The following is a 17,654-nucleotide window of genomic DNA, read 5'->3' as shown; positions in this document are numbered from 1 at the left end:
GCGCGTATATCTAGATTTCGTGCTTGCGGATGTTCTTCAGCATTTTTTGCAGCGTCGCGATCAGCGCGGCGTATTCGGCATCGTCGACATCGTCGAACATCGCCTCGAAGGCGTCGTGCATGGCAGGCCAGGCGCGCGTGAAAAGGGCGCGGCCGTCATCGGTCAGAAAAACATGGCGGAAGCGGCTGTCGGTGACGCCCTGCTCGCGCCGCACCAGGCCCTGGCCTTCAAGCGTATCCAGCGTGCGGCTCAAGGTCGACTGCTCGATCACCGTGTAGACCGAGAGATCGTTGACGGTGACGCCGTCGGTGACCGAGAGCACGGCCAGCGTGCGCACCTGCGGGATGGTCAGGCCCTGCTTGCGAAAATCCTCGCGCAGCGTGGCGTTGTAGCGGCCCATGATGCGGTTCATCAGATAGGGCGCGAATTGCTGCAGGCCGATCTGGCCGAGGGTCGAGATGCGTTGGCGCTTTTCGGGAAGCTTCTGTTCCATCAGAGCCTCCCCGCCAAAAGGAAGCCGGAGCCGCCGCCAAGGCCGGCGCCCGGATGGGTCGAGGCGCCGATGTGGTAGAGGCCCTTGATGCCGGTCTCGTGGTTGCGGCTGGCCTTGAACGGCCGCCACAGGAAAGATTGGTCGATGGTCGACGAGCCGCCATAAGGATCGCCGCCGACCAGGTTGATGTTCATCGCTTCCAGATCGGCCGGCGAATAGGCGCGGCGCGCGATTATGGTGTCGCGAAAACCGTCGATATGGTGGGCGAGGATCGCCTCGACACGATCGGCATAGGCCTCGCGCAGCGCCTCGCTCCAGCGGCCGTCGGCCGGAACCTCGAGCTTGCCCGCGGCATCGCCTTTGATGTGGCGCGGCGCCTCCGGCAGTTGCAGCCACAGGATCGCCTTGCCTTGCGGACAGCGCGATGGGTCGAGCGCGTGCGGCTGGCCGACGCAGATAGTCGGCGCTTCCGGCAGCAGGCCGCGCAGCGCTTCGTTGCAGGCTTTCGACACACCGTCCAACCCCGGCGTCAGATGCAGCAACGCCACCTTGTCGAGGCCCGCGCCGCGCCAGGCCGGTGGCTTATCGAGCGCGTAGTGGATCTGGAAGTTGCCTTTGCCGTAACGATAGGACTGCGTGGCTTTGGCTGCCGCCTCGGGCGCATCCCTGTCGAGCAGGCGGCCATAGAGCTGCGTCGGCGTGACCGAGCAGATCACGCTCTTTTTGGCGTTCAGGGTTTCGCCGGAGGCGAGCCGCACGCCAAAGGCGCGGCCACCTGCCTGGACGATCGAGGCGACATCGGCGCTGACGCGGATCTTGCCGCCGCGTTCCCTGATCAGCGCCTCGAAGGCTGCGAGCAGGTTGCTGGCGCCGCCCTTGACGATCGGCGCACCGGCCGCCTCCAGCGCGAAGGCAATGACCTTGGCGATCTGGCCGGAGCAGGCGTCTTCCGGTCCGAGCCCGGCATGCAGCACCCAGGGCGCCCAGAGCGCGCGGACCGTGTCCGAAGTATAACTCGTTTCCAGCCAGCCCCGCGCGGGCACCAGCGCCTCGCCCATGAAGGCGGCAAGGTCGCGCGGACCGCGCCGCCAGGCCGCGCCGGCCAGCAACTTGGTCGTCGGATAGGACCAGAGCGCGCCGCCGAGCAGCCCGAACAGCAGCCCCGCATTGCGCTCGATATCGCCGACATCGCCGCCGTGGCTGTCGCCGTCGCCGGAAGCTATCGCGTTCAGCGCCGCGATGTTGGCGGCGCGGTCGGTGGTGAGCACGGCATGGCTGCCATCGGGCCTGAGGACGCCGGTCGGCGTGGCGGTGTGGCAGAACTCCAGCCCGTGCCGCGCAAGGTCCTTGCCGAGTGCCGCAAAGGCCGGCGAAGTGATGAACAGAACGAAGGTCGTCGCCATCACATCGTGGACGAAGCCAGGCACCGTGATTTCCTCGGTGCGCATGCAGCCGCCGATGCGGTCGTTGCGCTCGAGCACCAGCACCTTGGCGCCCTTGGCGCCAAGCATCGCCGCGCAGACCAGGGCGTTGATGCCGCTGCCGACGATGATGTGATCGGGGGCGGTCATTGCATGCCCGCGGTCGAGAAATGGTCGTCAATCGTGCAAAGTCGAGTTCCTTCGCGCCCCCCTCTGTCCTGCCGGACATCTCCCCCTCTAGGGGGGAGATCAGCCGTCATCGCGACTTTCGCCAATTGTCGACGTTGCAGGATTGAGCGGGGCGCGGAAGCGGCCAATCTCCCCCCTTGAGGGGGAGATGTCCGGCAGGACAGAGGGGGGCGCCGTAGAGCGCTGGCCTTGCCAGACTGCCGCCCTCTCGCTGTCATCGCTCCATCACCTGCGAACATGATCTTCTCCCGAAGACCGCCGCCTCGCCTATTTGCCCGGCACCAGCGCCAGCGCGCGGATCGGGCTGCCGGTGCCGTGCTCGATCTTGAGGGGCGCTGCGATCAGGATCGCGCCTTTCGGCGGCAGCTGGTCGAGGTTGCAGAGGCTGGCGAGGCCATAGCGATTGGCCTTGTGCATCAGCGTGTGCGCCGGGAATGGCGGCTCCATGCCGCCGGCCTTGCCGGCATCGGTGCCGATCGTCTCGCTGCCCCAGCCCTTGATGTCCTTGCCGATCAGGAACTGGATGGCTTCCGCCGTCGGGCCGGGCGTGTGTGGGCCGGTCTCGTTGGCGTTGAGGAACTCGGCCTCCGAGCCATTGCGCTTGTACCAGTCGGTGCGCATCACCACCCATTCGCCGGGATTGATGGCGCCGTGCTTGGCTTCCCAGGCCTTGATGTATTCGACGGTGAGGAGGAAGTCGTGATCGGCGGCCGATTCCATTGAGCAGTCGATGACGTTGACCGGGCCGACGAAATTCTGCGCCGGAATGGTGTCGGTGGCGCCGTCCGGATAGTCCTTGCCGGTGATCCAGTGCTGTGGCGCGTCGAAATGCGTGCCCGAATGCTCGCCGAGCTTCAGCCAGTTCCAGGCCCACCAAGGGCCGTTCTTGTCATATTTGGAGATCTGATGGATCTCGACCTTCGGCGTATCGACGGCGAGTTCCGGCGGCAGCTTGATCAGCGGCGTATCGGGGCCGAGCGGCGCCGACAGGTCGACCACCCTTATAGCGCCCGAGAGCAGCTGGCCGGCGACCTCGCCGAGGAGTTCTTGCGTGTCCATTGTCTTCGTTCCCTCTTGTTCGTGACGATCAAGGCTCGTTGCGGCCCTTAATATCCTACTAGACGAAAACATATGCATCTGCAATTATCTTTAAGCATAAAGCATTTTGGGGCGGGGCGTGAGTGAGTTCGACGCCATCTTTGTCGGGGCAGGCCATAACAGTCTGGCATGCGCCGCGCATCTGGCGCTCAAAGGCTGGAAAATCGCGGTTTTCGAGCGCAGCCAGACGATCGGCGGCGCGGTAAGAACCGCCGAATACACGCTTCCAGGCTTCCGGCACGATTTCGGAGCGATGAATCTGAGCCTGTTTGCCGGCTCCGCCTTCCACCGGAAATATGCAAATGAATTGAAAACCCACGGGCTGGAATTCGCACCCGTGGCCGACTGTTTCGCCAGCGCCTTCCCGGACAGGAAATGGTTCGGCGTCAGCAACGACCTGGAAAAGACCGCTTCCCGCCTGGCCGCCTTTTCGTCTGCCGACGCCGCCACATGGCGTCACCTGGTCGACGCCTTCCCGGGTGAAGCCGAACATCTGTTCCGCCTGCTGGGTTCGCCGATGAGCGCAAGGGCGCTGGCCCGCACGGGTTGGAACCTGTGGCGCAAGAAGGGCTTGGCCGGCGCGCTCGATACGGGACGGCTGCTTCTCTCTTCGCCCCGCGCCTGGCTGGAAGAGAATTTCGAGACGCCGCATGTGCGCACGACGCTCGCGGCCTGGGGCATGCATCTCGACTTCGCGCCCGACATCGCCGGTGGCGCCGTGTTCCCCTACCTGGAATCGATGGCCAACCAGAGCTTCGGCATGGTGCTGGGCAAGGGCGGCGCCGACACCGTCATCCGCGCGCTGGCCGGCATGGTGACGGCGGCCGGCGGCCAGATCACGACCGGCGCTGAAGTCGCCGAGATCACGGCCACCGGCGGGAAGGCGAGCGGGGTGCGGCTGGCTTCCGGCGAAACCCATGTCGCGCGCAAGGCGGTCATTGCCGGCGTCGCGCCGAAAGCGCTACCGGGCAAGCTCTTGCCCAATGGCTCCGGCGACGCCGGTTTCGACGTCGCGATGAAGAAATTCCGCCATGCGCCGGGCACGATGATGATCCACCTGGCCCTCGACGACCTGCCGGACTGGAGCGCCGGAGCCGAACTTCGCCAGTTTGCCTATGTGCATCTGGCGCCCTCGCTCGACGCCATGTCGCGCACTTACCAGCAGGCGATGGCCGGCATGCTGCCGGACCAACCGGTTCTGGTAGTCGGCCAGCCGACGACCGTCGATCCCTCGCGTGCGCCGGAAGGCAAGCACGTGCTGTGGGTGCAGGTACGCATGCTGCCCGCCGATATCCTCGGCGATGCCGCGGGCAAGATCTCGACGGGCCACTGGGATGCGGTCAAGGACGCCTATGCCGAACGCGCGCTCGACATCATCGAGAGTTACGCGCCGGGATTGAGGCAGAGGATCCTTGGCCACGCGATATTCTCGCCGCTCGATCTCGAGCGCGAGAACCCGAACCTCGTCGGCGGCGACCAGATCTGCGGCAGCCACCATCTGGCGCAGAATTTCCTCTTCCGCCCGGCCCGCTCCTTCGCGCGCTGGAACACGCCGGTCGCCAACCTCTACCTCACCGGCGCCGCTACATGGCCCGGCGCCGGCACGGGCGCAGGCTCCGGCTTCATGCTCGCCCAACAGCTGGGAGGGAACTAGAATTCCAGGATGGACAAGGCGCGGTTGCCCACCAGACCTACGAATGAAAAAACCGCCGCGCGCGCACAAATGACAACCAACAAGGGGAACGACCATGACCATCAACAGACGCGACTTGCTCGGATACAGCGCGGCGGCGATCGGCGCGGCGACGCTTGGGCTGCCGAGGGCGGCGAAGGCAGCAGACGAACTCACCATCGCCTATAACGTCAACCTGCCGTCCTGGGACCCGACGACCGGACCTTCGGCCGTCAACCCGACCATCCAGGGCCTCTATCAATCAGTGTTCGACCAGATCATCGGCCAGAAGCCGGACCTCTCCTTCGCGCCCGGCCTGCTCACCGAATGGGGCTGGAACGAGGACCGCAGCAAGGTGACGATGACGGTGCGCGACGGCGTGAAATGGCATGACGGCTCGCCCTTCACCGCCGAGGATGTTGTCTGGTCGCTGCAGCGGGCGGGCGACGAGAAGACCGGCAATCCGATCCAGTTCGTCTGGAAGAACGTCAGCAACTTCAAGATCAACGGCAACAAGATCACCGGCGACGTCGTGCAGTTCGACCCGGTCTATTTCAAGTGGATGTCTTTCCTGACCGGCTACATCATGCCGAAGGCCTATTACGAGAAGGTCGGCACCGAAGGTTTCGAGAAGGCACCGATCGGCACCGGTCCCTATATGGTCGAGAAGTTCGAGCGCAACGCCTTCCTGCGGCTGAAAGCCAATCCGAACTACTGGGGCGCCAAGCCGGCCTTCGAGAATGTGACGATCAAATTCGTCACCGACGCGGCAAGCCGCGTCGCCGAGATCGAGTCCGGCTCCTCGCAGGTGACGCTCGAAATCCCTTATGAGGAATATGACCGGCTTATCGCCAAGGACGGGCTGGCCGGCTCGATCAAGAACGTCTCCGACATCGGCATGATCTTCTTCAACGACATCGAGGCGATGCTGGACAAGAACGTCCGCCAGGCGGCGGTGATGGCGGTGGACAAGGAACTGCTGGTCAAGCGGCTGTTGCGTGGCTACGGCCAGCCGATCTCGACGCTGGAGACGCCCGAATACACGGCCTTCGACGCCTCGATCAAGGTCGAGCACAATGCGGAAAAGGCCAAGGAACTGCTTGCCGCTTCCGGCTACTCGCCGAAGAAGCCGGTCAAGTTCACCATACAGACGACCAAGGGCTTCAAGCCCAAGGACTATGAGATGATCCAGGCGATCGTCGGCATGTGGCGCAAGGTCGGCATCGAGGCCAATATCGAGGTCTACGAGATCGCCAAGCACTACGAACTGCGCGCCGCCGACAAGCTGGCGCCGGCCGCCTTCTACAATTGGGGCAACTCCATCGGCGACCCGACCACCTCGACCGGCTTTGCCATGTACGGGCCGAGCCCGCATTCGGTTTGGGACAGCCAGGACCTGATCGACATGATCAACCCGCTGTGGGGCGAGAAGGACGAGGCCAAGCGCATCGCGGGCTGGAAGGCCGTAGACAAATACATCGCCGAGCAGGCCTATGTGTTGCCGCTGATGCAGTATGCGCAGCCGATCGTGCATTCGAAGAAGGTCAATGTCGTGCAGCATGTGTCCGGCGCGCTGCTGCCGGCGTTGATGACCCCGGCCTGATCACCGGCCTAGGATTGCCGCGCGCGCCGTTCGCAAGACGGCGCGCATTTTCATCCGGGCATATGGGCGCATGCTGCTGCAGAGATTCCTCGTTCGTCTGGTGACGATGCTGGTGACGCTGTTCGGCGTCGCCATCGTCGTCTTCGTCGTCATCCGCGTCGCGCCGGGCGACCCGATCGCCATGATGTTGCCGCCCGGCGCCAGCAATGACGACATCGCGCGGCTGCGGGCGCTTTATGGGCTCGACAAAAGCATCGTGCAGCAGTTCCTCATCTGGCTGGGCGGCGTGCTGCACGGCGATTTCGGCACCTCGATCTCGCTGCGCCAGGATGTGCTCGGCCTTGTCTTCAACCGGTTGCCGGCGACGCTGGAGCTTGCCACCGTCGCGCTTCTGATGGCGATCGCGATCGGCGGCGCGGCCGCGATCCTCGGCGCGCGCTCGCGCGGCACGGCGGTCGAGGCCGGCATCGACATCGCCAGCGGCGCGACGCTCTCCATCCCCGATTTCCTGTGGGGCCTGGTGCTGATCCTGCTGTTCGGCGTGCTGGTGCCTGTCTTCGACATTTCAGGCCGCGTATCGCCGCAGCTCGACCTGCCTTTCGCCACCCAGTTCTATCTCGTGGAGAGTATCCTCAGGCTCCGCTTCGATCTCATCTGGGATCTGCTGAAGCACATGCTGATGCCGGCCGTGGCCTTGGCGCTGCCGCTGGCGGCGATCATCGCCCAATTGCTCAAACAGTCGCTGAAGGAAGTGCTCGATCTCGATTATGTGGTGCTGGCGCGTGTCAAAGGTTTTTCGGAGACGCAGGTCATCCTGCGCGAGGCCCTGAAGAACGCGGCGCTGCCGACGCTGACGCTGGTCGGCGTGCAGTTCACCTTCCTGATCGGCGGCACCGTCATCGTCGAGCGGCTGTTCTCCTATGAGGGGCTCGGCAACATGGCGATCGACGCCGTGATCAACCGTGACCTGCCGCTGATCCAGGGCATCGTCCTGGTGTTCGCGCTGCTCTTCGTGCTGATCAATCTCGCCGTCGACATGATGTATGCGCTGCTCAATCCGAGGCTGCGCCATGGATGAGGCGCGCACCCCGCGACGCGGCTTGAGCCCGAGGCTGTGGCTGGCCGGCGGCTGGCTTCTGCTGGCTCTGCTGGCGGCGATCTTCGCGCCGCTGGTTGCGCCGCAGGACCCGCTGGCGCAGGACCTAATGCTGGAGCGGCTGCCGCCTTTCTGGCTGGACGGCGCCGAGCCCGGCTATTGGCTGGGCACCGATAGCCTCGGCAGGGATCTGTTGTCGCGGCTGATCTTCGGCGGCCGCATCGCCTTCATCGTCGCCTTCGCGGCGGCGACGTCCGCCTGCCTTCTCGGCTCGGCGCTCGGGCTGATTGCCGGCTATTTCGGCGGCTGGCCAGACCGCATCATCTCGCGCATCGTCGATGTCTGGATGGCCTTCCCGCCGGTGCTGTTCGCGATCCTGCTGGTGGCGGTGCTGGGCACCGGTCTCAGCTCCGTCATCCTTGCCATCGCGATCATCGACTGGACGCGCTTCTGCCGGGTGATCCGCGCCGAGGCGATGAGCCAGGCGCGCATGGATTATGTCGAAAGCGCGCGCATCGCCGGCTATGGCCGCACCGGCATCATGCTGCGCGAAGTGCTGCCCAATGTGCTGCCGTCGGTGGTGGCGCTGCTGTCGCTCGAAATGGGAATCGCCGTGATCGTCGAGGCGATCCTGTCGTTCGTCAATTTGTCGATCTCGACCGACGATCCGACCTGGGGCAGCATCATCGCCGAGGGACGGCTGTCGATCCATCAGGCCTGGTGGGTGCTGGTGTTTCCGCTGACAACTTTAATCCTCACCGTGCTTTCCTTCAGCCAGTTCGGCGAAGCGCTGAAGGCGCGCTTCGATCCGGTGCTGCGATGAGTGCGTGCCTCGACATCCGCCGCTTGAGCGCCGTGCTGCCCAACGGTCAGCGTGTGCTGCGGTCGGTGTCGCTTGCCGTGCAGCCCGGCGAGGTGCGCGCCCTGGTCGGCGAAAGCGGCGCCGGCAAGACGATGATCGGCAAGGCGGTGCTCGGCGTGCTGCCGAAAAGCGTGCGCGTCGTTGAAGGCGAGATGCTGATCGAGGGCGAGGATCTCGGCCGGCTCGACGAAAAGGCGCGGCGGAAACTGATCGGCGCCCGCACGGCGCTGATCCCGCAGGACCCGCTGACCGCGCTCAACCCGTCGCGCCGCATCGGCTCGCAGATGACCGACAGGTTGATCCGCATCCTTGGCTGGAGCGGCGAGAGAGCCGACAAGCGCATCCGGCAATTGCTCGACGAGGTGCAGATCCGCGACCCGGAGCGCGTGCTGAAAAGCTATCCGCACGAATTGTCCGGCGGCATGCGCCAGCGTGCGCTGATCGCTGCCGCCTTCGCGGCGGAACCGAGATTGATCGTCGCCGACGAGCCGACGACGGCGCTGGACGTGACGGTGCAGAAGCAGATCCTGCGGTTGATCGCGCAGCTGCAGCGCGACCACGGCACGGCGATCCTGTTCGTCACCCATGACCTCGGCGTCGTCGCCAAGATCAGCCAGAAAGTGTCGGTGCTCTATGCCGGCAAGGTGGTCGAGGAGGCCGACACCGCTCAGCTCTTCGCCGCACCCCAGCATCCCTATACGCGGGCGCTGATCGCGGCGACGCCGCGCTACACCGACCCCTACGCCTCCCTGAAGCCGGTGGACGAGAGCGTCCTTGCGGGGCTGGCTGCCGAGATCGCGGCGGCCGACCAGGCATGGAGGCCCAGCCATGGCTGAGCCACTGTTTTCCGTACGCGGGCTGAAAGTGGCGCTGCCCGACATGACGCGCAAGCCGCTGATCGGCCGCGCGCCGCTGGCCGAGATCCTCAAGGGGCTGGACTTCGACCTGCCGAAGGGATCCGTGACCGGTATCGTCGGCGAGTCCGGCTCGGGCAAGTCGACGCTCGGCCGCGCGCTGGTGCGGCTGATCGCTCCGAGCGCCGGCTCGATCCACTTCGAGGGGCGCGACGTCAGTCAACTTTCGGAAGCTGAGCTTCGGCCGCTGCGGCGCGACCTGCAGATGATCTTCCAGGACCCGATGTCCTCGCTCAATCCGCGGCATATGATCTTCACCATCATTGCCGCGCCGCTGAGGCAGAACGGACTTGGCGACAGGCTGAAGGAGCGCGTCGCGGAAGCCCTGCAGCGCGTCGGCCTGCCGCAAAATTTTGCCAGCCGCTACCGCCACGAGCTCTCGGGCGGCCAGCGGCAACGCGTCGGCATCGCCAGGGCGTTGGCGCTGTCGCCGAAATTCGTGCTCGCCGACGAGATCGTCTCCGGCCTCGACGTCTCCACGCAGGCGCAAATCCTGACGCTGCTGGAAAAGCTCGCCGCCGAGATGGGGCTGACGGTCGCCTTCATCAGCCACGATCTGTCGGTGATCCGGCGGCTTTGCCAGCAGGTCATTGTCATGCGCGAAGGCAGGATCGTCGAGGCCAGCGCCACCGACGCGCTTTTCGAGAATCCGAAGGAGAGCTACACGCGCGACCTGCTCGCCGCCATTCCGCTGCCGGAGATCGATCCGGACTGGTTACGGCCGCCAGCGAAAGCTCCTGCATGAGGAGGGTTTGACTATCCGCGCGCCGATCAGCGGACTCCGATCCGCCAAGCGCCTGACCATCGTTCAATTATAAAACTTTAAGCTTGAAATAATTGCCCGTGGGCGCAATACTGACAATCGGAACCGCCAGCCATGCCGGCGGTTCCGGATACCCTTGAGCGTTTTACGCAATTCCGGACGGAAAACCGCTACGCACTTTTCCTGGAATTGCTCTAGAGGAGATCGCAAGACATGAAGGTTGCGGTTCTCGGCGGCGGACCGGCCGGACTCTACTTCGCCATCTCGCTGAAGCTGCGCGACGCCGCGCATGAGGTGACGGTCTATGAGCGCAACCGCCCGGACGATACGTTCGGCTGGGGCGTGGTGCTTTCGGCGGAGACGCTGGAGAACCTGACCAGGAACGACCCGGTCAGCGCCGTCTGGATCAAGAAGCATTTCGCATACTGGGACGATATCGCGGTCATCCATGACGGTGTGCGCACGGTATCTTCCGGCCATGGCTTCTGCGGCATCGGCCGCAAGCGCCTGTTGATCCTGCTGCAGCGACGGGCGCGTGAGCTCGGCATCAAGCTGGCGTTCGAGACCGATATCTCCGATCCGCGATCGTTCATGGAAACGCATGACCTGGTGGTCGCGGCCGACGGGCTGAACTCGAAGTCGCGGGCCACCTTCGCCGATATCTTCAAGCCCGACATCGACACCCGCAAATGCAAGTTCGTGTGGCTCGGCACGACGCAGAAATTCGACGATGCCTTCACCTTCATCTTCGAGAAGACGCAGCACGGCTGGGTGTGGGCGCATGCCTACCAATTCGACAGCGAGACGGCGACCTTCATCGTCGAATGCAGCGAGCAGACTTGGGCTGCGTTCGGCTTCGGCCAGATGACGCAGCAGGACTCGATCGCTGTCTGCGAGCGCATCTTCGAAAAGCATCTCGGCGGCCATCCGCTGATGACCAACGCCAACCACATTCGCGGGTCGGCCTGGATCAACTTCCCGCGCGTGCTTTGCGAGCGCTGGTCCTACAAGAACCTGGCGCTGATGGGCGACGCGGCGGCTTCAGCGCATTTTTCGATCGGCTCCGGCACCAAGCTGGCGCTGGAAAGCGCGGTGGCGCTTGCCGATTATGTCGAGTCCGAATCTGATCTCGAGGCCGCCTTCCGCAAGTATGAGGATGCGCGGCGCACCGAGGTGCTGAAGCTGCAGTCGGCGGCGCGCAATTCGCTGGAATGGTTCGAGGAAGTCGAACGATATCTCGGCCTTGATCCAGTTCAGTTCAACTATTCGCTGCTCACCCGCTCGCAGCGCATCAGCCACGAGAACCTGAGGCTACGCGACGCGGAATGGCTGGCGGGCGCCGAGGAGTGGTTCCAGCGCAAGGCCGGCGCGGGCGGCAACATGCTGCGGCGTGCACCGATGTTCGCGCCGTTCAAACTGCGCGACATGACGCTTGCCAACCGCATCGTCGTTTCGCCGATGGCGCAGTACAAGGCGGTCGATGGATGCCCGACCGACTGGCATTTTTCCCACTATGCCGAGCGCGCCAAGGGCGGCGCCGGCCTTCTCTATATCGAGATGACCTGCGTCAGCCCCGAGGGGCGCATCACGCCTGGATGCCCAGGTTTTTACAAGCCGGAACATGAGGTCGCCTGGAAGCGGCTGGTCGATTTCGTCCATGCCGAGACCGAGGCGAAAATCTGCGCCCAGATCGGCCATTCCGGCGCCAAGGGCTCGACCCGGGTGGGCTGGGAAGGAACGGACGTGCCGCTCACCTACGGCAACTGGCCGGTGATGGCGCCTTCGGCCGTGCCATGGTCGCCGAAGAACCAGGTGCCGAAGGCGATGGACCGCGCCGACATGGATCTGGTTCGCGACCAGTTCGTGGCCTCGGCCGCGATGGCCGAGCGCTGCGGCTTCGACATGCTGGAGATCCATGCCGCGCATGGCTATCTGCTCTCCGCCTTCATCACGCCGCTGACCAATCGCCGCACCGACGACTATGGCGGCTCGCTGAAAAACCGCATGCGCTATCCTCTGGAGATCTTCCACGCGGTGCGCGCCGTGTGGCCGGCCGAAAAGCCGATCTCGATGCGCATCTCGGCCAATGACTGGGTCGGCATCGAAGGCGTCACGCCCTCGGACGCGGTCGAGATCGCGACGATGCTGCACGAGGCCGGCGTCGACCTTTGCGACGTCTCGGCCGGGCAGACCTCGATCGCCGCCAAGCCGGTCTATGGCCGCATGTTCCAGACGCCGTTTTCCGACCGCATCCGCAACGAGGTCGGCATGGCGACGATGGCGGTCGGCAACATCTATGAGCCGGATCATGCCAACTCGATCCTGATGGCCGGCCGCGCCGATCTGGTGGCGCTGGCGCGGCCGCATCTTGCCGATCCGTACTGGACGCTGCATGCGGCAGTCACGCTCGGCGACCGCGGCGTCAAATGGCCCGATCCCTACCTGCCCGGCCGCGACCAGATCTACCGGTTGGCCGAGCGCGAAGCGGCAGCGGGGCTCAAGGTATGAGCGCCGCGCGGGAAATGATCGGCAAGCACGCGCTGGTCACAGGCGGTGGCTCCGGCGTCGGCAAAGCCATCGCGGAATCGCTGGCGGATGCCGGCGTGAATGTCACGATCTGTGGACGCCGCGAGATGACGCTGGCCGAAGTCGCGAAGGAGAATGACCGCATCTTCGGCCTCGCCGCTGATGTCACGAACGAGGCCGAAATGGCGGACGTCTACCGGAAGGCGCAAGCCGCGCGTGGACCGTTCGACATCGTTGTCGCCAATGCCGGGATGGCGGGCAGCGCGCCGGCGCACAAAACCTCGCTGGCCGACTGGCAACGCACGCTCGACGTCAACCTCACCGGCTCCTTCCTGACGGTGAAGCCGGCGTTGCCCGGCATGCTGGCGCGAAAGCAAGGGCGCATTGTCTTCGTCGCCTCGACCGCCGGCCTGAAAGGTTATGCCTATGTGGCGCCCTATGTGGCAGCCAAGCACGGCGTCGTCGGGTTGATGCGCGCTTTGGCCGCCGAGACCGCAAAGTCGGGCGTGACGGTGAACGCCGTCTGTCCGGGCTTCGTCGAGACCGAGATGCTTGAGGAGTCCGTCCGGCGCATCGTCGAAAAGACCGGCCGCTCCGCAAATGAGGCACGCGCCAGTCTTACGGCAACAAATCCGCAGGGGCGATTCATCCAACCTGAGGAGGTCGCTGCAGCCGTGCTGTGGCTCTGCAGCGATACCGCGCGGTCCATTACCGGGCAGGCGATCTCGGTTTCCGGAGGCGAGACATGGTAGCGGGGCCTACATCGGCCGGACCAGGCAAGGACAGGTTGCGGCTGTGGATACGCCTGCTGCGCGCCTCGCGCACCATCGAGGCCGAGCTGCGCGAACGGCTGAAGAAGGAGTTCGACACCACGCTGCCGCGCTTCGACGTGATGGCGGCGCTCTACCGCTCGCCGGAAGGCATGCTGATGAGCGACCTGTCGCGCTTCCTGCTGGTGTCGAACGGCAATGTGACGGGCATCGTCGATCGGCTCGTTTCCGAAGGGCTGGTGACGCGGGCGCGACGCAATGGCGACCGCCGCACTTCAATGGTCAGGCTGACCGAGGAAGGTGCGAAGGCCTTCGCCGCGATGGCAGCGGCGCATGAGGGCTGGGTCGGCCAACTGCTCGGCAATGTCAGCGAGGACGAGGCGCGGCGGCTGACCGGCATGCTGAAATCGTTCCGCAGCAATTGGGAGGGACGCGAATGAGCGCCATGGCCAAGCTCAAGCCGAAGCACTTCCTCTGGCAGGTCGAAGGCCGAGTCGCAAGAATCCGGCTCGATCGGCCGGAGCGCAAGAACCCGCTGACCTTCGACAGTTATGCCGAGCTGCGCGACACATTCCGCGACCTCGTCTATGCCGAGGATGTCGACGCGGTGGTGTTCCTGCCCAATGGCGGCAATTTCTGCTCGGGCGGCGATGTCCACGACATCATCGGGCCGCTGGTTAAGATGGACATGAAGGCGCTGCTTGCCTTCACGCGCATGACCGGCGACTTCGTCAAGGCGATGCTGAACTGCGGCAAGCCGATCATTGCTGCAGTCGACGGCGTGGCCGTCGGCGCCGGAGCGATCATCGCCATGGCCTCCGACATCCGCATCGCCACGCCCGAGGCAAAGACCGCCTTCCTGTTCACCCGCGTCGGGCTCGCCGGCTGCGACATGGGCGCCTGCGCGATCCTGCCGCGCATCATCGGCCATGGCCGCGCGGCCGAACTGCTTTATACCGGCCGCACCATGAGCGCCGCCGAAGGCGAGCGCTGGGGGTTCTATAACAGGCTGGTCGATGCGGCTGCGCTCGAGGCCGACGCGCTCGACATGGCGAAGCGCATCGTTTCCGGCCCGACCTTCGCGCATGGCATCACCAAGACGCAGCTCAATCAGGAGTGGTCGATGGGCCTCGACCAGGCGATCGAGGCGGAAGCGCAGGCACAGGCGATCTGCATGCAGACCGGCGATTTCGAGCGGGCGTATCAGGCGTTCGTGGCGAAGGAAAAACCGGTGTTCGAGGGGAATTGAGGGATGGGTGCTTCTATTGAGATGCCGGCGGGACAGCGCCCCCCTCTGTCCTGCCGGACATCTCCCCCTCTAGGGGGGAGATTGGCAGCTCCGCCGGCAACGCCTCTCCTGCAAAGCAGGCGATTGACGAAAGCGGCAATGACAGCCGATCTCCCCCCTAGAGGGGGAGATGTCCGGCAGGACAGAGGCGGGCGCCGTAGAGCGCAAACCTCAAAGCACTGCGGAGGCACCACGCATGCCTGACCGTTCCTTCCTCAACTGGCCCTTCTTCGAAGACCGCCACCGCAAACTCGCGGAACGCCTCGACGCCTGGTGCGCGAAAAACCTTCCCGTCGATCACCGCGACGTCGACGCCGCCTGCCGCGATCTGGTCTCCATGCTTGGCCGCAACGGCTGGCTGAAGCCGACAGCGCTCGACCCGGCCAACCCGGGACCGCTCGATGTGCGCACGCTGTGCATCACGCGCGAGACGCTTGCCCGCCATGACGGGCTCGCCGACTTCGCCTTCGCCATGCAGGGGCTGGGCACCGGCGCGATCTCGCTGTTCGGCACGCCGGACCAGCAGCGATGGCTGGAAAAGACGCGAGCTGGTGAAGCGATTTCTGCTTTCGCACTCTCAGAACCACGTTCAGGTTCGGACGTCGCCAACATGGAAATGACGGCAGCCCGCGACGGCAACGACTACGTGCTTTCTGGCGAAAAGACCTGGATCTCGAATGGCGGCATCGCCGACCTCTATGTCGTGTTTGCCCGCACCGGCGAGGCGCCCGGCGCCAAGGGGATTTCCGCTTTCATCGTGCCGGCCGGCACAAAGGATCTCGGCATCGCCGAGCGGCTGGAGGTGATTGCCCCTCACCCGCTGGCACGGCTCTGCTTCGACAATGCCCGCGTCCCGGCTTCTGCCCTGATCGGCAAGCCCGGCGACGGTTTTCGCATTGCGATGTCGGTGCTCGATGTCTTCCGTTCGACCGTTGGCGCCGCAGCCCTCGGCTTCGCGCGACGGGCGCTGGACGAGAGCATCAAGCGGGTGGCCGAACGAAAACTGTTCGGCGCGCCGATGGCGGAATTGCAGATGGTGCAGGGCCATATCGCCGACATGGCGCTGGATGTCGACGCCGCCGCGCTGCTCGTCTACCGCGCAGCGTGGACCAAGGACACGGGGGCCGCGCGGGTGACGCGCGAAGCCGCGATGGCAAAGCTGTTCGCCACCGACAAGGCGCAAGAGGTGATCGACGAGGCGGTGCAGCTGCATGGCGGCGACGGCGTGCGCAAGGGCCACATCATCGAGAGCCTCTATCGCGAGATCCGGGCGCTGCGCATCTATGAAGGCGCTTCCGACGTGCAGAAGGTGGTGATCGCCAGGCAGGTAATCGGGACGGCATGAGAACCGGGTTTGAATTAGGGGGAGGCTAGACATGCACACCATTCTGCAGCCGGAGGGTTGGGCCAAACCGGTCGGCTATGCCAACGGCGTCGCCGCGCGCGGCCGGCTTGTCTTTATCGGCGGCCAAGTCGGCTGGAATGCCGAATGCCGGTTCGAGACCGACGATTTCGTCGGCCAGGTGCGCCAGACGCTCGCCAACATCGTTGCGGTGCTGGCCGAAGCCGGCGGCGAGCCGCGGCATATCACCTCGATGACCTGGTATTTCACCGACAAGGCCGAGTATGTCGGCAACCTCAAAGGCATCGGTGAGGCCTACCGCGAAGTGATCGGCCGGCACTTCCCGGCGATGGCGGCCATGCAGGTGATGGCACTGGTCGAGGACAGGGCCAAGGTCGAGATCCAGGCGACGGCGGTCATTCCAGACTGAGTTCTATCCGCGAAGCCCCGCCTGCCTGAGCAGCGGCAGCACGTGGTCGCAGAAATAGGGCAGTTCCTGGGTGTAGTTGACGAAGGAAAGCGCGATGCCCTGGTAGCCATGCCCGGCGATGACCGCCATGTCGGCGGCGATCGTTTCCGGTGTGCCGATCAGGGGATAGGTGCCGGCGCCGCCGGCGAAACGCTGCCGGTAGCGATCATAGGCATGCGGGTCGTGCGACTGGGAGAATTCCTTCTTGCCGGCCATATGCGCATCGACCGCTTCGTGGTCGGCCATCGTGACGGCGTAGCGCGTGTAATAGGCTTGCGCCTCTTCCATCGTCGGGCGGCACACGACATGCGCCACCGTATAGACGCCGACATCACGGCCAATCTTGTCGGCGCGCTCGCCGATGTCGGCGACATGCTTGCCGGCATCGCTCATCTCGGAGAAGGTCGTGAACAGATAGTCGCATCTGGCGGCGGCGAAATCCCGACCCGGACCGCCGAAAGCGGCGTTCATAGTGACCGGGCGTGGAAGCTGAAGACTGGCCGGCCGGCTCACCGCCTCCTTCAGCCGATAATAAGTGCCTTCATAGTCGAGCGGCTCGCTCGAGGCATAAAGCCGCTCGAGGATTTCGATCCACTCGGCTGCCTGGTCGTAACCCTTCTCGACCAGGGGCGTGCCGAACATGCCGAATTCCTTCGGGTTCCAGCCGCAGACGATGTTCAAGCCGGCGCGGCCCCGGCTGATATGGTCGACCGTCGCCAGCGCCTTGGCGGCGTAGAGCGGATGCACCAGCGGCACGTGCACCGTCATGAACAAGCCGATCTGCTCGGTCGCCGCGCCGAGCGCCGCCGCCCAGGTGAAGGTCTCGAAGGAGAATTCGCGAACCTTGTTGCGGCCGCCGAAACCGCGCCAGCGCGCGATCGGCAGCATGAATTCGAGGCCCGCGCGGTCCGCGATCTGCGCTGCGGTCAGATTGTCCTGCCAGCTCGCCGTCCAGCGCTCGGGGACATCGGTGATGGCAAGGCCGCCATCCGCGTTGGTGGAGAAGACGCCAAGCTTCAGTCTGTTCGGGCCGTGCAGGGGATGCGCTTTGATCATGTCTGGCACTCGCGGCGGGCGGACACACGCTAGGCCCGCGTGAAAATATTTCAAGCCTGAAATAGCTTCGCCCCGCCGCAGTTTGCAGCTAT

16 protein-coding genes are annotated in these 17,654 nt (G+C 64.9%); 12 read left to right on the top strand and 4 right to left on the bottom strand.

The window, feature by feature from the left end; genetic code table 11:
- Positions 1-10: 10 nt before the first annotated feature.
- The 3 genes from RFM68_RS16200 to RFM68_RS16190 form a co-directional block, all read right to left on the bottom strand.
- The gene (locus RFM68_RS16200) at positions 11-493 is read right to left on the bottom strand and encodes a MarR family winged helix-turn-helix transcriptional regulator (protein WP_320217158.1); all 483 of its coding nucleotides are present in this window, start codon (positions 491-493) and stop codon (positions 11-13) included.
- Positions 493-2,064 (bottom strand): phytoene desaturase family protein, encoded by a 1,572-nt coding sequence (locus RFM68_RS16195; protein WP_320233978.1) that lies wholly within the window; start codon positions 2,062-2,064, stop codon positions 493-495. Before RFM68_RS16195 ends, RFM68_RS16200 begins: the two co-directional genes overlap by 1 nt.
- Before the next feature lie 306 nt (positions 2,065-2,370).
- Positions 2,371-3,162, bottom strand: coding sequence for a cyclase family protein (locus tag RFM68_RS16190; protein ID WP_320233977.1), 792 nt, complete (start codon positions 3,160-3,162; stop codon positions 2,371-2,373).
- A 118-nt stretch (positions 3,163-3,280) separates the two neighbouring features.
- On the opposite strand from RFM68_RS16190, the gene RFM68_RS16185 reads away from it, so the two are divergent.
- The 12 genes from RFM68_RS16185 to RFM68_RS16130 all read left to right on the top strand — a co-directional run bounded on the left by RFM68_RS16185 (position 3,281) and on the right by RFM68_RS16130 (position 16,467).
- The gene (locus RFM68_RS16185) at positions 3,281-4,855 is read left to right on the top strand and encodes a phytoene desaturase family protein (protein ID WP_320233976.1); all 1,575 of its coding nucleotides are present in this window, start codon (positions 3,281-3,283) and stop codon (positions 4,853-4,855) included.
- 94 nt (positions 4,856-4,949) lie between these two features.
- The gene (locus RFM68_RS16180; RefSeq protein ID WP_320233975.1) at positions 4,950-6,476 is read left to right on the top strand and encodes an ABC transporter substrate-binding protein; all 1,527 of its coding nucleotides are present in this window, start codon (positions 4,950-4,952) and stop codon (positions 6,474-6,476) included.
- A 70-nt stretch (positions 6,477-6,546) separates the two neighbouring features.
- Positions 6,547-7,554, top strand: coding sequence for an ABC transporter permease (locus RFM68_RS16175; RefSeq protein WP_320233974.1), 1,008 nt, complete (start codon positions 6,547-6,549; stop codon positions 7,552-7,554).
- A complete protein-coding gene (locus tag RFM68_RS16170; protein ID WP_320233973.1) occupies positions 7,547-8,395 on the top strand; it encodes an ABC transporter permease in 849 nt (282 codons plus the stop codon). The genes RFM68_RS16175 and RFM68_RS16170 overlap by 8 nt, the downstream gene beginning before the upstream one ends.
- On the top strand, positions 8,392-9,270 hold the full coding sequence (locus RFM68_RS16165) for an ABC transporter ATP-binding protein (RefSeq protein ID WP_320233972.1): 879 nt from the start codon (positions 8,392-8,394) through the stop codon (positions 9,268-9,270). Before RFM68_RS16170 ends, RFM68_RS16165 begins: the two co-directional genes overlap by 4 nt.
- A complete protein-coding gene (locus RFM68_RS16160; RefSeq protein WP_320233971.1) occupies positions 9,263-10,093 on the top strand; it encodes an ATP-binding cassette domain-containing protein in 831 nt (276 codons plus the stop codon). Before RFM68_RS16165 ends, RFM68_RS16160 begins: the two co-directional genes overlap by 8 nt.
- A 231-nt stretch (positions 10,094-10,324) precedes the next feature.
- On the top strand, positions 10,325-12,619 hold the full coding sequence (locus tag RFM68_RS16155) for a bifunctional salicylyl-CoA 5-hydroxylase/oxidoreductase (protein ID WP_320233970.1): 2,295 nt from the start codon (positions 10,325-10,327) through the stop codon (positions 12,617-12,619).
- Positions 12,616-13,389 carry an SDR family NAD(P)-dependent oxidoreductase gene (locus RFM68_RS16150; protein WP_320233969.1) on the top strand — a complete coding sequence of 258 codons (774 nt, stop codon included), beginning with the start codon at positions 12,616-12,618 and terminating at the stop codon, positions 13,387-13,389. The genes RFM68_RS16155 and RFM68_RS16150 overlap by 4 nt, the downstream gene beginning before the upstream one ends.
- The gene (locus RFM68_RS16145; RefSeq protein ID WP_320233968.1) at positions 13,383-13,847 is read left to right on the top strand and encodes a MarR family winged helix-turn-helix transcriptional regulator; all 465 of its coding nucleotides are present in this window, start codon (positions 13,383-13,385) and stop codon (positions 13,845-13,847) included. The genes RFM68_RS16150 and RFM68_RS16145 overlap by 7 nt, the downstream gene beginning before the upstream one ends.
- Positions 13,844-14,656 carry an enoyl-CoA hydratase family protein gene (locus tag RFM68_RS16140; RefSeq protein ID WP_320233967.1) on the top strand — a complete coding sequence of 271 codons (813 nt, stop codon included), beginning with the start codon at positions 13,844-13,846 and terminating at the stop codon, positions 14,654-14,656. Before RFM68_RS16145 ends, RFM68_RS16140 begins: the two co-directional genes overlap by 4 nt.
- A gap of 235 nt (positions 14,657-14,891) precedes the next feature.
- Positions 14,892-16,040, top strand: coding sequence for an acyl-CoA dehydrogenase family protein (locus RFM68_RS16135; RefSeq protein WP_320233966.1), 1,149 nt, complete (start codon positions 14,892-14,894; stop codon positions 16,038-16,040).
- A gap of 31 nt (positions 16,041-16,071) precedes the next feature.
- Positions 16,072-16,467, top strand: a complete 396-nt coding sequence (locus tag RFM68_RS16130; protein WP_320233965.1) for a RidA family protein — start codon at positions 16,072-16,074, stop codon at positions 16,465-16,467.
- A gap of 3 nt (positions 16,468-16,470) precedes the next feature.
- Here the strand turns inward: RFM68_RS16130 and RFM68_RS16125 are convergent, their stop codons facing one another.
- Positions 16,471-17,562: an LLM class flavin-dependent oxidoreductase gene (locus RFM68_RS16125; protein ID WP_320233964.1), complete on the bottom strand. Its 1,092-nt coding sequence runs from the start codon at positions 17,560-17,562 to the stop codon at positions 16,471-16,473.
- Positions 17,563-17,654 lie beyond the last annotated feature (92 nt).

It is taken from the genome of Mesorhizobium montanum (assembly GCF_033977145.1).
In the GTDB taxonomy this organism is placed as follows: Bacteria; Pseudomonadota; Alphaproteobacteria; order Rhizobiales; family Rhizobiaceae; genus Mesorhizobium; species Mesorhizobium montanum.
Note: the sequence above shows the minus strand (reverse complement) of the source record. Positions and strands in the feature narration are given on the sequence as shown.

Bases quoted from the DNA above. Each gene is read 5' to 3' on its own strand.
- RFM68_RS16200 (WP_320217158.1), bottom strand. From the start codon at position 493: ATGGAACAGAAGCTTCCCGAAAAGCGCCAACGCATCTCGACCCTCGGC.
- RFM68_RS16195 (WP_320233978.1), bottom strand. From the start codon at position 2,064: ATGACCGCCCCCGATCACATCATCGTCGGCAGCGGCATCAACGCCCTG.
- RFM68_RS16190 (WP_320233977.1), bottom strand. From the start codon at position 3,162: ATGGACACGCAAGAACTCCTCGGCGAGGTCGCCGGCCAGCTGCTCTCG.
- RFM68_RS16180 (WP_320233975.1), top strand. From the start codon at position 4,950: ATGACCATCAACAGACGCGACTTGCTCGGATACAGCGCGGCGGCGATC.
- RFM68_RS16175 (WP_320233974.1), top strand. From the start codon at position 6,547: ATGCTGCTGCAGAGATTCCTCGTTCGTCTGGTGACGATGCTGGTGACG.
- RFM68_RS16170 (WP_320233973.1), top strand. From the start codon at position 7,547: ATGGATGAGGCGCGCACCCCGCGACGCGGCTTGAGCCCGAGGCTGTGG.
- RFM68_RS16165 (WP_320233972.1), top strand. From the start codon at position 8,392: ATGAGTGCGTGCCTCGACATCCGCCGCTTGAGCGCCGTGCTGCCCAAC.
- RFM68_RS16160 (WP_320233971.1), top strand. From the start codon at position 9,263: ATGGCTGAGCCACTGTTTTCCGTACGCGGGCTGAAAGTGGCGCTGCCC.
- RFM68_RS16155 (WP_320233970.1), top strand. From the start codon at position 10,325: ATGAAGGTTGCGGTTCTCGGCGGCGGACCGGCCGGACTCTACTTCGCC.
- RFM68_RS16150 (WP_320233969.1), top strand. From the start codon at position 12,616: ATGAGCGCCGCGCGGGAAATGATCGGCAAGCACGCGCTGGTCACAGGC.
- RFM68_RS16145 (WP_320233968.1), top strand. From the start codon at position 13,383: ATGGTAGCGGGGCCTACATCGGCCGGACCAGGCAAGGACAGGTTGCGG.
- RFM68_RS16140 (WP_320233967.1), top strand. From the start codon at position 13,844: ATGAGCGCCATGGCCAAGCTCAAGCCGAAGCACTTCCTCTGGCAGGTC.
- RFM68_RS16135 (WP_320233966.1), top strand. From the start codon at position 14,892: ATGCCTGACCGTTCCTTCCTCAACTGGCCCTTCTTCGAAGACCGCCAC.
- RFM68_RS16130 (WP_320233965.1), top strand. From the start codon at position 16,072: ATGCACACCATTCTGCAGCCGGAGGGTTGGGCCAAACCGGTCGGCTAT.
- RFM68_RS16125 (WP_320233964.1), bottom strand. From the start codon at position 17,562: ATGATCAAAGCGCATCCCCTGCACGGCCCGAACAGACTGAAGCTTGGC.